This window comes from Paenibacillus glycanilyticus (assembly GCF_023715145.1).
Classification (GTDB): domain Bacteria; phylum Bacillota; class Bacilli; order Paenibacillales; family Paenibacillaceae; genus Pristimantibacillus; species Pristimantibacillus glycanilyticus_A.
Genome location: NZ_JAMBNP010000010.1, coordinates 60,099 through 72,977, shown reverse-complemented (window position 1 = coordinate 72,977; position 12,879 = coordinate 60,099). Strand labels below are relative to the sequence as shown.

Annotated in this window: 11 protein-coding genes and 1 riboswitch; of the genes, 6 read left to right on the top strand and 5 right to left on the bottom strand. The window is 53.1% G+C overall.

The window, feature by feature from the left end:
- Window positions 1–31 precede the first annotated feature (31 nt).
- The gene (locus M3194_RS23290; protein WP_251656485.1) at window positions 32–409 is read left to right on the top strand and encodes a hypothetical protein; all 378 of its coding nucleotides are present in this window, start codon (window positions 32–34) and stop codon (window positions 407–409) included.
- Window positions 410–456: 47 nt separating this feature from the next.
- Here M3194_RS23290 and M3194_RS23285 read toward each other — a convergent pair whose 3' ends face one another.
- The 3 genes from M3194_RS23285 to M3194_RS23275 all read right to left on the bottom strand — a co-directional run bounded on the left by M3194_RS23285 (window position 457) and on the right by M3194_RS23275 (window position 3,671).
- Window positions 457–1,188, bottom strand: a complete 732-nt coding sequence (locus M3194_RS23285) for an HAD family hydrolase (RefSeq protein WP_251656484.1) — start codon at window positions 1,186–1,188, stop codon at window positions 457–459.
- A 94-nt stretch (window positions 1,189–1,282) separates the two neighbouring features.
- On the bottom strand, window positions 1,283–3,064 hold the full coding sequence (locus tag M3194_RS23280; RefSeq protein ID WP_251656483.1) for an AAA family ATPase: 1,782 nt from the start codon (window positions 3,062–3,064) through the stop codon (window positions 1,283–1,285).
- Window positions 3,065–3,188: 124 nt separating this feature from the next.
- A complete protein-coding gene (locus tag M3194_RS23275; protein ID WP_251656482.1) occupies window positions 3,189–3,671 on the bottom strand; it encodes a DUF6530 family protein in 483 nt (160 codons plus the stop codon).
- Window positions 3,672–3,753: 82 nt separating this feature from the next.
- Here M3194_RS23275 and M3194_RS23270 point away from each other — a divergent pair, with 82 nt between their 5' ends.
- Window positions 3,754–4,326: a DUF11 domain-containing protein gene (locus M3194_RS23270; protein ID WP_251656481.1), complete on the top strand. Its 573-nt coding sequence runs from the start codon at window positions 3,754–3,756 to the stop codon at window positions 4,324–4,326.
- Between the two features lie 49 nt (window positions 4,327–4,375).
- Here M3194_RS23270 and M3194_RS23265 read toward each other — a convergent pair whose 3' ends face one another.
- Window positions 4,376–4,762 carry a winged helix-turn-helix transcriptional regulator gene (locus M3194_RS23265; protein ID WP_251656480.1) on the bottom strand — a complete coding sequence of 129 codons (387 nt, stop codon included), beginning with the start codon at window positions 4,760–4,762 and terminating at the stop codon, window positions 4,376–4,378.
- A 159-nt stretch (window positions 4,763–4,921) separates the two neighbouring features.
- Here M3194_RS23265 and M3194_RS23260 point away from each other — a divergent pair, with 159 nt between their 5' ends.
- The 4 genes from M3194_RS23260 (at window position 4,922) to M3194_RS23245 (ending at window position 10,273) form a co-directional block, all read left to right on the top strand.
- Window positions 4,922–6,136 (top strand): MFS transporter, encoded by a 1,215-nt coding sequence (locus tag M3194_RS23260; protein ID WP_251656479.1) that lies wholly within the window; start codon window positions 4,922–4,924, stop codon window positions 6,134–6,136.
- Window positions 6,137–6,308: 172 nt separating this feature from the next.
- A complete protein-coding gene (locus M3194_RS23255) occupies window positions 6,309–7,157 on the top strand; it encodes an aldo/keto reductase (protein WP_251656478.1) in 849 nt (282 codons plus the stop codon).
- A gap of 216 nt (window positions 7,158–7,373) precedes the next feature.
- The gene (locus M3194_RS23250) at window positions 7,374–8,042 is read left to right on the top strand and encodes a TetR/AcrR family transcriptional regulator (protein ID WP_251656477.1); all 669 of its coding nucleotides are present in this window, start codon (window positions 7,374–7,376) and stop codon (window positions 8,040–8,042) included.
- Complete coding sequence (locus M3194_RS23245; RefSeq protein WP_251656476.1) at window positions 8,039–10,273, top strand: MMPL family transporter; 2,235 nt, start codon at window positions 8,039–8,041, stop codon at window positions 10,271–10,273. Before M3194_RS23250 ends, M3194_RS23245 begins: the two co-directional genes overlap by 4 nt.
- A 151-nt stretch (window positions 10,274–10,424) precedes the next feature.
- Here M3194_RS23245 and M3194_RS23240 read toward each other — a convergent pair whose 3' ends face one another.
- Window positions 10,425–12,251 (bottom strand): APC family permease, encoded by a 1,827-nt coding sequence (locus M3194_RS23240; protein WP_251656475.1) that lies wholly within the window; start codon window positions 12,249–12,251, stop codon window positions 10,425–10,427.
- A 152-nt stretch (window positions 12,252–12,403) separates the two neighbouring features.
- Window positions 12,404–12,595, bottom strand: a riboswitch (cyclic di-AMP (ydaO/yuaA leader).
- Between the last annotated feature and the right edge of the window lie 284 nt (window positions 12,596–12,879).

The window sequence follows — 12,879 nt, the reverse complement described above, 5'->3', positions numbered from 1 at the left end:
TACTCGTACAGAAAGGGAGTGATGAACAAGAATGGCCCTTCAATACGTGTATTCCACCGGTCCTGTCGAGAACGCGTTTGGCCTTGACGTCCCGGGTGTTGCTACCACCGTATTCGTAAAAGCTTTGAACAACGGCTACAAACGCGAAGAAGTTGTTATCCGGCTCTACCGCCTGAACGGCACGAAAGCGCTCCTCGCAAAAAGAACCTTAAGTCTGGCTGCACGTTCTTCCGGCTTTGTCGAGCTGGATGTGGCGAACGTCAATCAATACGAAATCCAAATCACGACTTTCAGCAAAAAAGTGCTTGTCTCCGTATGGGGCAAAGACGCTGACGGTGCTCCGCTCGCTTCACAGCGCTTCACTCAAGCCGAGCTGCACAGAACCGTAAAGAAGTACTACAGAAAGTAATACCATACGAAAAAGAAGACCCGGACCTCCGACCGGGTCTTCTTTTTTTATGCCAGCAGCCGGGCTAATTCCTCATAGCTTGCCGCCGTATGAGTAGGAGTATGCTCCCCCGATTCGGGATTTGCTCCGCGGTGGTTGAACCAGATCACGGACCAGCCCGCTTCCAGCGCGCCAATAACGTCGTTACGCCAGGAGTCGCCGATATAAATGCTGTTCTCCGGCGTTGTTCCGGTCGCTTCATTCACATGGTTAAATACCCGGATATCCGGCTTGTCCCATCCGACCTTGCCCGAGATGAACTGCCGCTCCGGCGGGATCAGCTCATCAAGCTCCATCGCCCGGATTTTGCGGAGCTGATGGTTCTCGGCGCCGTTGGTCAAGAGGCCAACTACATAACCGGCTTTCACCAGCCTATCAATGAGCTCCTTGGCTCCCTCGAACATCGTAATGTTGAACTGACAGCCGATATACGCGGCCTGCATGGCCGAAGCCTGTTCCTCGCTGAGCGCAATGCCGAATTCCGCCAGGGACAGCTCGAACCGCCGCCGGCGCATCAGCTCCGTGCTCGCTCCGCTTTCCATCACGCCAGCCCCGCCCATCTCGAGCGACAGCATGTCGCTATAATAGCGCATCCGGTGATAAGCCTCTTCGTACGGGAACCCTTCCCGCTCGCCAACTATAGCGATCACAGCCTGACGGAAGGGGGATAAATGATCGTACAACGTGTCGTCTACATCAAAAAAAACGCCTTTTCTGTTCCTGTTCGGTTCTTGTGTCATACCGGGCTGCTACCGCTCCTCTCTTGCTATGCCTTTATTGTAACATTGGAACGGCAAAAGACCCAGCCGCATCGGCCGGGTCTCTCCCTCATGCTTATGACTCCGGTCCCCGGTGGTCGGGATCGGTATCCGGCCCATCATTGCCTTCTTCCTCCGGTTCTTCCTCGATCAATTCGGCTGCAGACTCCTCCGCCTCCTTGGCTGGAGCTGCCGCCGTAACGGTCAACTTAACCTCCGACGGCTCCGGGCGAGCCCGGCCGTATAGATCCATGTAGATCTGCTCAATCTCTTCGCCGGTCAGATCCCCGTGCAAGAGCAGCTCTTCCGCAATTTTATGCACAAAGTCGGCATGATCGCGCACAAGCTTCTTCACCTGCTGCATCTGATCCTTGAGCAGCTCGTTAATCTGAGGGCGCAATGACTTGAGCGCGTCCATTCTGGAGCCCGCCGCCAGGAAGCTGTACAGCTCGTCGCCCATCCCGACCATGCCCAGATAAGCTCCGGCGCTTTCCGTAGCCTGACGAAGGTCCGAGGTTACCCCGTTCAGCTTCTTGCCGAGGAATTCCTCCTCTACCGCGCGGGCAGCAAGGCAGACCTGGATATGGGCCAGAATTTCGCTGTCACTCCGGTTATACCGCTCATGCATCGGCTTCGTAGCCGCAAGCCCAAGCGATCCGCCGCGGCGGATAATCGTAACCTTCCATACCCGATCATGGGGCTTAAGCAGAAACTGAGCTACCGCATGGCCTGCTTCGTGGTAAGCCACATTTCGCTTCTCGTCATCCTTCATGGAACGGAGCGGCTGCTTCAGGCCCCATTCATACGTTTCCATGGCTGCGCGGAAATCCTCATAGCCCGCTTCCTGCGCCCCCCGCTGATGCGCGATCACGACGGCTTCGTTAACGATATGCTTGATTTGGGCCGGGCTGTAGCCGATGGTATCCATTGCCGCCTTCTCCGGCGTAAGCGTCGGGTCGCATTTCACCTTCTTGAGGTAGTACCCGAACACGTCGACGCGGCCGTCATAATCCGGCGAGTCTACCCAGAGCTGGCGGTCGAACCGGCCGGGACGAAGCAAGGCCTGATCCAGCACATCCGGCAGGTTCGTCGCGGCGATGGTCAGCACGGGCGGACGTTCCGCCTTCCTCCGCAGCAGGCCAAGCGAACGGAGAAACTTCTTGAACTTCGAGCTGTCGAGATTCGGAGGGTCCATCTGCAGGAGCAGCTCGTTGAGCAGTCCCGTACCGCCGCCCATGCCGAACATGCCCATGCCTCCGCCTCCGCCGCCCTGCCTGCTCATGCCGATGGCATCCACTTCATCAATGAAGATAATGCAGGCGCCGTAGATGCCCGCCAGCTTGCGCGCCTTCTTGTAGATACGCATGACCTTCAGGTTGCCGACGCCAAAGAACATGTTCTGGAAGCTTGGAGCCGAAGCATAAGCGAACGGTACCTGTGCTTCGTTTGCAATAACCTGTGCCAAATAAGATTTCCCCGTTCCCGGCGGTCCGCATAACAGGAGGCCCCTGATGGCTTCCCCGCCCATCCGCTTGAAATCCTTCACGCCCTTCAGCAAGCTCACGATCTTCTTGGCATTCTCCACGATCTCCGGATTGCCCCGATAATCGTCCCAAGTGGCGCCCGTCTCTCCCGGCAGTACCCAATACGTTCGACCTCTCGCGAGGAACCAGAACAACGCGACAAATTGGATAATGATGAAGACGACGGCGAACAGCAGCTGAAATAAAAAGCTGGCAACGGTAAGCGCAACATTCCACGCCGGTGGTCCTCCTGCCCATAATAGCCAGACCAGGATGATGAGGACTACGATCCTGAGGAGGAATCTACGCCACTTGATCCACTGATAACTCCTCATGGCTTCACTTCCTTTTAAGGTATGCCTTATTCTATGAAACGGCATACCGCGCCATGACTAACATTCTTGCGAAGCGTCGGCAGGAAGAAGACTAACGTTGCTGCGTCAGATGGACGAACATGTCTTAATAGCCAAGCTCCTTCAAAATGCGGGACAAGGTGCGAAGACGCTCCCCGTTCAGCTCATCGTCGTCGCTCAGCGCCTGGCTGAACAGCTTGATATCCTGATTGATTTTCTCATTGTCCGTGCATACCTCGACGGTCATCGCATCCCCTTGCAGGCCAATGCGGTCAATGACCGGCTGCTCCGGATCATACAGGTTCTCGTACCGGTAAGACTCCTCGCGGAAATGCTGCATCGAACGGGCTACCAGAATCGCAAGATCCAGCACGCGGTGAAGCGGCAGCTCCTCGGATTGGCGCGACCATTTCTCCCCGGTATAACGCCATACCTTTGCCGAAATCTCGACCTTGCCTCTATCATTCCATTGAGCCAGACCAAGGGATAGACCCTTCGCATCGGTATTTTCCGCGTACCGTCCGTCTACGTGCTCGTAATTTTCAGAGACAATAACCGGTTTATGCTTTAAGGTTGTTGGGATTTTCATGCTTCTATTCCTCCATTTATAGGTTGTCCTTTATATTCATTAACATTTTACTAATTTACTAAATTAGTAGTTCTATTATACTGTGCCCGTCTTGCCACCGTCAAACCCGCCAGCCATCCTGAAGGTCGAATCTTATCCGCCAACCGGTGTGCTTGTTAACCGCGGCGATATTTTATTGCAATTTGAACTGCCGAACGGTCAGCTTGTGGATCAAAGAATATTCACAAATCCCGTTAACGTCACCGTTCTAAGGCCGCCAACCATCACAAAGTCCGTCAATGTGAACGAAGTATTTGTTGGTGATTCGGTCATCTTTACCCTTGTTGTCAACAATCCTGAATTGACGCCGATCAATAATGTGATAATCCACGATATTGTGCCTGCCGGCCTGTCGTTCATCCCGGGAAGTGTCTCCATTAACGGCGTGAGTTCGCCTGGAACAAATCCGGCCGCCGGCATTCCTCTTGGATCAATTGGCGGGTTCCAGACGACCCGCGCAGCCTTCGCCGCTCAAGCAGTGGCTGAACCCGAGAACCCGCTGACCGTCAACAGCGCAAGTCTCAGCTTCGACTATGTGACACCAAGCGGACAGCGCATCCCGGGCACGGTACAGTCCAATCCGGTTACGGTGCTGATCTCCGACCACGAAGAATAATTGTAAAAAGGACGAAGCGGCCTCATTGAGGCAGCTTCGTCCTTTTTTATTAATCGCTTAAATTATTAAGCCCGTTATCTTCTAACATATCCGCTTTGCTGCCATATTCCTTAATAATATGCCGCTCGCCCCAATTGCATAAGGAATCAAGGATCGGGCGAAGACTATCTCCATATGGCGTCAGCTCGTACTCGACCTTTGGCGGAACCTGATTGTAGACGATCCGGTTCACGATCCCGTCCTCCTCCAGCTCCCTTAATTGCTGGGTCAGCATCTTTTGCGTGATGGACGGCATCAGACGTTTGAAGTCGCTTGTTCTTTTCTTCCCATGCGTCAGATGGCACAGGATCACGCATTTCCACTTGCCTCCGATCACTTCAAGCGTTGCTTCGACGGAGATGTTGTATTTCTTCGGCGGTGCTACTATCGTTTCCATTGCTGCTCCTCCTGTTCCATAGGAACTTTAAAGTATCTATATTACTTTTTGGTATCTATATTACAAAATAGTGCGTACTAGTCACGCGGACTGATTGCCTCCATAATAGCACTTACCGGCCGATTAACACAACATTACGAAATATGGGGAGTGCAAAACATGGTTACAGCAAAAAGTCGCACGGCGCTTGCGCTTCTGGCGCTCGCGATCAGCTCTTTTGCCATCGGAACGACAGAGTTCATTAGCGTTGGACTCTTGCCTTTAATCTCGGAAGATCTGGGTGTATCCGTTACGACAGCGGGACTATCCGTTACTTTATATGCGGTGGGCGTTACGGTAGGGGCTCCATTGCTAACGGCCCTTACTTCAAGGGTGCCGCGCAAGACGCTGCTTATCGCCATTATGATCATCTTTATCCTGGGGAACGGCCTCGCGGCCATATCGAGCAGCATCGCTATGCTGCTGGTTGCCCGCGTCATCTCTTCCTTCTCGCATGGCGTGTTTATGTCCATCGGCTCTACCATTGCCGCCGATCTCGTGTCGGAGGACCGCCGGGCAAGCGCGATCGCCATGATGTTCTCGGGCCTCACGGTCGCTACGGTTACCGGGGTGCCGCTAGGCACGCTCCTCGGGCAGCATGCCGGATGGCGAGCCGCTTTTGTCGCGATTGCGATAATTGGCATCATTGCGCTTATTGCGAATTTATTGCTCGTGCCAAACACGCTGCGGAAGGGCAACCGGACGAAGCTGAGCGAGCCTTTCAAGGTATTAAAAAATGGCCGTTTGCTGCTCGCATTCGCCATTACGATGCTGGGGTACGGCGGGACGTTTGTCGTCTTCACTTACTTGTCTCCGCTGCTCCATGATATTACCGGGTTTAAGGAAAGCACGATTGCGGGTATTCTGGTCCTGTATGGTATCGCTATTGCCATCGGCAATCTGATCGGCGGTAAAGCCGCCAACAAGAAGCCTCTGTCGGCCCTTCTCGTGATGTTCATCCTGCAGGCGGTTATCCTGCTCGTGCTGACGTTCACGGCGCCGTACGCGGCTGCTGCGTTAATAACGATAACGCTCATGGGTCTCCTGGCCTTCATGAATGTTCCCGGTCTTCAAATGTATGTCGTTCTGCTCGGAGAACGGTATATGCCTAAATCCATTGATGTCGTGTCTGCCCTTAACATCTCGGCCTTTAACGCCGGCATCGCTATCGGTGCTTACGTCGGAGGTATTATTACCGACGAGCTTGGTCTGATTCATACCCCTTGGATCGGTGCGATTATGGTGGTTGGCGCTGTTATTCTGACCGCGTGGAGCCGTTCGATGGAGAAGAAAGAAACGGCAGACCATTACGAGCCGCAAGCCTCCGCTTCTTAAGCGGAGTGGCCATTCATTAGATCATGCTTACGTAGCATGAATCATCACGAATGGCTCGAACATAGCCGTTCGTGTGATCATTCATTGGTTTATGCTTACGAAGCATGAATCATCACGAATGGCTCGAACGCAGCCATTCGTGTGATCATTCATTTTAGGAGGAACTTACAAAATGACAACAGCACAACATTTAAACGACAAAGTAGTACTTCAAAACGGTGTAGCTATGCCTTGGTTTGGCCTTGGCGTATTCAAAGTGGAAGATGGCAACGTAGTCGTTAACTCCGTTAAAGACGCGATCAAAAACGGCTACCGCAGCATCGATACAGCCGCCATCTATGATAATGAAGCCGGCGTTGGCCAAGGCATCAGCGAGGCTATCGCCGAGTATGGCGTAGCAAGAGAAGAGCTGTTCATCACATCGAAGGTATGGAACGCGGACCTTGGCTATGAATCGACGCTTGCCGCTTTCGAGACAAGCCTGAACAAGCTTGGCCTGGACTACCTGGACCTGTATCTGATTCACTGGCCGGTTGAAGGCAAATACAAGGATGCATGGCGTGCGCTTGAGACCCTCTACAAACAAGGCCGCGTTAAAGCCATTGGCGTGAGCAACTTCCATGTCCGTCATCTGCAGGATCTCATGCAGGATGCCGAGATTGTGCCGATGGTTGACCAGGTCGAATATCATCCGATGCTTGCGCAGCATGAGCTTCGCGCCTTCACTCGCGAGCACAATATCCAATTGGAGGCATGGTCCCCGCTTATGCAGGGCCAGCTGCTTGACCATCCGGTATTGAGCGCAATCGCGGCCAGCCACGGCAAGTCGGTTGCTCAAGTGATCCTGCGCTGGGATTTGCAAAACGGCGTCGTTACGATTCCGAAATCGATCAAGGAATCCCGCATTATCGAGAACAGCAACGTATTTGATTTCGAGCTGTCCGCTGACGAAATGGCTCAAATCGATGCCCTGAACGAAGACAAACGAGTAGGTCCAGACCCGGACAACTTTGATTTCTAATCTATCGTTATACAAGGACCGTCCCTCAGTCATTGGCTGATGGGACGGTCCTTTTTTTTGTTCATCCGCTTAAGAAGCCAAATAAGGCTTATTGATGAACTCTTCTTGATTGGGTTGATTTTTAATTTATCACTTGATAAAATCTATTCAGCAACATTAATTTATCAAACGATAAATTAGTGACTAAAGCATTTCAAACAGAAGGGAATCCTTGCTATGGGACGCAGAAAAAAACAGCCGCTGGATGAAGAAACCCGCTCCTTGATTATTAAGACCGCGCACGACCTGTTCATGGAGCATGGCTACCGGTCGGTTACAACACGCCAGATCGCCGAAGCCAGCGGCTTGACGCAGCCGGCAATGTACCATTATTTTGCGGATAAAGAAGCTCTCTATACCGAAGTGCTGAGAACCGTTACGGAAGAGACGAAGATCGCCATGAATGGGATTGTCTTAAGCGGCGGGACCGTGCGGGAAAGGTTAATCAAGCTTGTTGCTTATATTCTGCTGTATATGCCCGACGATCTCAGCCAGATGGAAAGAGATATCCGGCACGAGCTTCGGCCTGAAACGCAGCAGCTCATTAGGAGCTGGTGGCAGGAGAGCTATCTGCTGCCGATTGCCGCCTTATTCGAAGAAGGGCAAAAGAACGGCAGCCTCCGGGGCGGTCTGCTTGAGCCGATTCCTTCCGCTTTTTTCCTGCTCAGCGTTATTCAACGCAAGCCGGGACGCAGCGGCAGCCCTCTACCGAAAGGCATCGGCAATCCCGTGCCGGTAGAGGTCATGGCCGCCCGGACGGTGGATGTCCTGCTGTTCGGGCTGGCCTCCGAGGAAGAAAGACTTCAATACGAAAACAACGAAAATAAGGGAGATGAGAAAGCATGAATGGTTTAGCACGTATGGCAGATGCCGTCAGCGGTAAACGGGGACGATGGATTACCCTGGTTCTGTGGATTGTGTTCGTCGCTCTCGCGAACGTTCTTCTGCCGTCATCCGGCGATCACAAGAACGATGCGGCTGCCAATCTGGAGAGCAGCGCTCCGTCTGTTCAGGCTGACGCCCTGAATGAACATAACGGTATTCCGGCCATTATCGCGTGGCACCGGACGGCAGGTCTGACCGATGAGGATGTTGCCCAGGTTCAGGCCTTATCCAAAAAGCTTGCCGACAGCCCGCTGCCTCATCAGACAGAGCTGCCTCCGCTTCACGAGATGCCGCTGCCTGCTCTGAAGGCGATGGTATCGGAAGACGGCACAACGATGCTCCAGACGGTCGTTTTTGACAAAAACGCTTCATCCGATGAACTGAAGATCAGTCTGGAGCAGCTGCAGGCTGATGCGGATACGATTTTTACAACCAAACCGTTTGATACGTCCCTGGATGATGAAGGACTGGTCGGCCGGATAACCGGACCGGCGGGTATCGGCGTGGATGCTACCTCCCTGTTCAAGGGCGCCGACGTCTCGCTCCTGATCGCAACTACCCTGCTTGTCCTGATTATTCTGTTACTGATCTATCGCTCGCCTATTCTCGCCCTTATTCCGCTTGTTGCGGTTGGCTTTGCTTATGGCCTGACCGGTCCGATTCTCGGCTGGATGGCCGATGAGGGCTGGATTTCGTACGATTCGCAAGGCTTATCGATTATGACCGTACTGCTCTTTGGCGCCGGAACGGACTACTGCCTCTTCCTGATCGCCCGTTTCCGCAGCGTGCTGACCACAGAGTCCAATAAAAAGCAGGCCTTGCTCAAAGCGCTCAGCGATTCCGGCGGTGCCATTACCATGAGCGGATTGACCGTTGTGATGTCGCTGCTTGCCCTGCTGCTCGCGCAATACGGCGCAATCCACCGCTTTGCCGTGCCGTTCAGCTTGTCGATCCTTATCATGATGATCGCCAGCGTAACGCTTGTACCTGCATTGCTCGCCATACTCGGCCGCGCTTCCTTCTATCCGTTTGTGCCGCGCACACCGGAGATGCAGGCTGCCCGCGCCGCGCGCAAGAACAAACCGCTGCCAGCCGCGAAGACAAAATCAAGCTTCGGCATACGCCTAGGCGAAGCCATCGTGAAGCGGCCGAAGACGATCGCCATCTCCACACTGATTGTGCTTGGCATTACGGCAGCCTTCTCAGCCCAGATCAAGTTCACGTATGACACGTTGTCCTCTTTCCCTGAAGATATGCCTTCCCGCGAAGGGTTCACGCTGATTGGCGACCACTTCTCCGAAGGCAGCCTGGCGAAGGTTCAAGTGCTGGTTCAAACAGACGGCAAGGACTTCCCGCTGGATCAGAAGCTTGGGGAATTGGCGAATATCAGCGACGTTTCTGAACCGGTAGCAAATACGCGGGATTCGAGCATTGTTTCCTATAACGTGGAGCTTGCGATGAACCCGTATTCCGTTGAAGCGTTGGATATGATCCCGGTGATCCGTTCCGCTGCGGAACAAACCCTGCAGAACGCCGGCATCACGGATGCATCCGATAAAGTATGGATTGCAGGAGCGACAGCCGAGCAGTATGATACGCGCCATGTGACCAGCCAGGATGCCTATCGGATCATTCCCGTTATTATCGGGATGATCGCGCTGCTATTGCTTATCTATCTGCGCTCGTTTGTGGCCATGCTCTACCTGATGGGAACCGTCCTTCTCTCCTACTTCAGCGCGCTTGGAATCGCTTGGCTCGTTCTGCATCATCTATTTGGCGCAGACGCGATACAAGGCCTCATTCCGCTTTATGCCTTCGTCTTCCTCGTCGCGCTAGGTGAGGACTATAATATCTTTATGGTGTCGAGCATCTGGAAAAAGAGCAAGTCGATGCCGCTCAATCAGGCAATTGTGGAAGGCGTTGCGCAGACAGGCGGCGTCATTACTTCCGCCGGGGTCATTCTGGCGGGCACCTTCGCCGTGCTTGCAACTCTGCCGATTCAGGTTCTTGTCCAATTCGGAACGGTAACGGCCATCGGCGTTCTGCTCGATACGTTTATCGTCCGCTCCTTCCTCGTACCGGCTCTAACGGTATGGATCGGCAAATGGGTATTCTGGCCTTCGAAGCCAGGCAGAGCCGCTGCTAAGGATGAGAAGTTGACCGCACAGCTTAACGATATTTCGCATCGTTAAGCACTCTCTATCGAAGCTGCTCCCGCCCGATCCTGGCGTTCCTTGCTCGCTTAACGATATGCGGCAACGTCAATCCCGCCAATAGCTGGAGAACCGCCCCGAACACTCCAATCAAAAAAAAGCCAAAGTCCATCGGGACTTTGGCTTTTCGCTATTTTTTCAAATGGTAAGGTACCGTTGTGATGACAACATCCTTACGGTACAGCAGCTGGGCACGGAGCATTAAGCTCGTTTGGTTATGCAAAATGTTGTGCCAGCCCTTCTTCGGAATAAACTGCGGAATAATGACGGTTACCTGGTAATTGTTCTCGCTCGCCTTGCGCTGCACCGTATCAATGAACTTGAAGAGCGGATTTGTAATCGAGCGGTATGGCGAATGCAGGGTTACAAGCCGGACATCCGGCATGAATTTCTCCCACTTCTCCTCGAAGGCCGCTTCATCCTCTTTCTCGAACGGCACGTATACGGCAATGATCTGCTCGGCCTTCAGCGACTTCGCATACAGGATCGAGTGTTCCACCACATGCGTAATCCCCGATACCGGCAAGATCATCACGTTGCCTACGATTGGCATGACTGGCTCGCAGGTCGCGAGGCGAAGCTGCTCGCCCACGGCCTCGTAATGCTTCTTAATCCGATGGAAGACAAAAATAATAACCGGCAGGAAGATCAGAATCGACCATACCTGTTCGAACTTCGTCAGGAAGAACATCATCGTTACGATAAAGCTGATCAAAGCCCCAATCGAGTTAATAATAAACTTGCCGACCCAGCCCTTCGGCCGTTGACGGAACCATTTGACCAGCATCCCCGTCTGCGACAGCGTAAACGGAATGAATACGCCAACCGCGTACAGCGGAATGAGATGTTCGGTCTTGCCTTGGAAGGCGATAATCAGAATAATGGACAAAACGCCTAGGCTGATGATGCCGTTCGAGTAGCCCAGACGGTCGCCGCGGACCGTGAACATTCTCGGAATGAACTTATCCTTCGCAAGGTTAACCGCAAGCAGCGGGAATGCCGAGTAACCGGTATTCGCTGCCAGAATGAGGATCAAGGCCGTTGTACCCTGGATAAAATAATACATCACGTTGCGTCCGAAGATCCCCTCGGCAATCTGCGACACAACCGTTACGTCCTCCTTCGGAGAGACGCCGTAGTAATACGCGAGGAACACGATGCCCGAGAACAGGATCGAGAGCAGCGCTCCCATCGCAAGCAAGGTTTTGGCCGCATTGTTTGGCGCCGGATCCTTGAAGTTGGGAATCGCGTTCGAGATGGCCTCGACCCCGGTCAGCGCCGAGCTGCCCGAAGCGAAAGCCCGAAGCAGCAGGAATAGGCTGATGCCGGCTACCGGCGTGCCTAACGAGGTGTGAAGAGCTGGCGAGACATCGCCCGTGGCGATTTTGTACACGCCCACAATGACCATCACAACAATCGCCAGCACGAACAGGTACACCGGATAAGCAAGGATAGACGCCGATTCCGTCACGCCCCGCAGGTTTAATATGGTGATAAAAAGGACAAACAGGATAGCGATCAGTACCGAATGAGAATGCAGACTTGGAAAAGCCGATGTAATCGCATCCGTACCGGCCGAGACGCTAACAGCTACGGTCAGAATATAATCGACCAGCAGCGCGCCGCCTGATATGAGACCCGGGAACACCCCGAGATTTTCCTTCGATACAACATACGCTCCCCCGCCATGCGGGTAGGCAAATATAATTTGCCGGTAAGACAAAATAAGTGCCGTTAATAAGACCAGCACCCCGACACCAATCGGGATCGAATACCAAAACGCCGCTGCGCTCACCGTCATTAAGACGAGCAGAATCTGCTCGGGACCGTAAGCAACGGATGATAAGGCATCCGAGGAAAGTATCGCAAGCGCCTTCGTCTTAATGAGCTTTTGCTCCCCGAGTTCCGTGGACTTGAGGGGACGCCCGATCAGTAATCTTTTGATAAGAGTAAACACACAGGTCACCGCCAACATTGAAGTTAAACAACTTTACGTCTGGATACTTGGACACGCCGGCACTTATCAGTGCTAATGTAACCATCTTCGCCTTTTTTTACACGACAAAAAAACCGCAGAGTATCCTCCCGCGGCCCGTAAAAAACCGAAGTTCACCCTCTCTATCAACGCTTACAAGGTTAGCTGACGGATTCGGGCGTCTAGAGAATCGCCCTACAGCTTGCTGCCCGAACAATGTGGCGGCTTTGCTGATTCACCCCGGCGACAGGCACTGCTGACTTGCAGCCCATCGCAATTGGTTCCCCTGCTTTCCGGTTCTAACGGAAACTCAGCGAATACGAACATATGAAGTTGAGTTGCAGATTTGATAATAGACCTCTCCCCCCTTTTCTGTAAACCACGATATAATCGCAAATAAAGGCGGAATAGACCGTTTTCCGTCCATGAATGCGGATACATTCGGTAATCGCGTGCGGAATGTCCTCAATGAACAGCCATGCTTTCTTTTAGAGCGTATTTAGCCGATATCTCCTAGATTATGGAGTAGATTAGCTATTTTGCATGAGGGATGCTTCTATAAGAGCTTTACCCGCAAAAAAACAACGAACCTGCGGTAGCGGGTTCGTTG

Bases quoted from the DNA above. Each gene is read 5' to 3' on its own strand.
- M3194_RS23245 (WP_251656476.1), top strand. From the start codon at position 8,039: ATGAATGGTTTAGCACGTATGGCAGATGCCGTCAGCGGTAAACGGGGA.
- M3194_RS23290 (WP_251656485.1), top strand. From the start codon at position 32: ATGGCCCTTCAATACGTGTATTCCACCGGTCCTGTCGAGAACGCGTTT.
- M3194_RS23280 (WP_251656483.1), bottom strand. From the start codon at position 3,064: ATGAGGAGTTATCAGTGGATCAAGTGGCGTAGATTCCTCCTCAGGATC.
- M3194_RS23250 (WP_251656477.1), top strand. From the start codon at position 7,374: ATGGGACGCAGAAAAAAACAGCCGCTGGATGAAGAAACCCGCTCCTTG.
- M3194_RS23285 (WP_251656484.1), bottom strand. From the start codon at position 1,188: ATGACACAAGAACCGAACAGGAACAGAAAAGGCGTTTTTTTTGATGTA.
- M3194_RS23260 (WP_251656479.1), top strand. From the start codon at position 4,922: ATGGTTACAGCAAAAAGTCGCACGGCGCTTGCGCTTCTGGCGCTCGCG.
- M3194_RS23265 (WP_251656480.1), bottom strand. From the start codon at position 4,762: ATGGAAACGATAGTAGCACCGCCGAAGAAATACAACATCTCCGTCGAA.
- M3194_RS23275 (WP_251656482.1), bottom strand. From the start codon at position 3,671: ATGAAAATCCCAACAACCTTAAAGCATAAACCGGTTATTGTCTCTGAA.
- M3194_RS23255 (WP_251656478.1), top strand. From the start codon at position 6,309: ATGACAACAGCACAACATTTAAACGACAAAGTAGTACTTCAAAACGGT.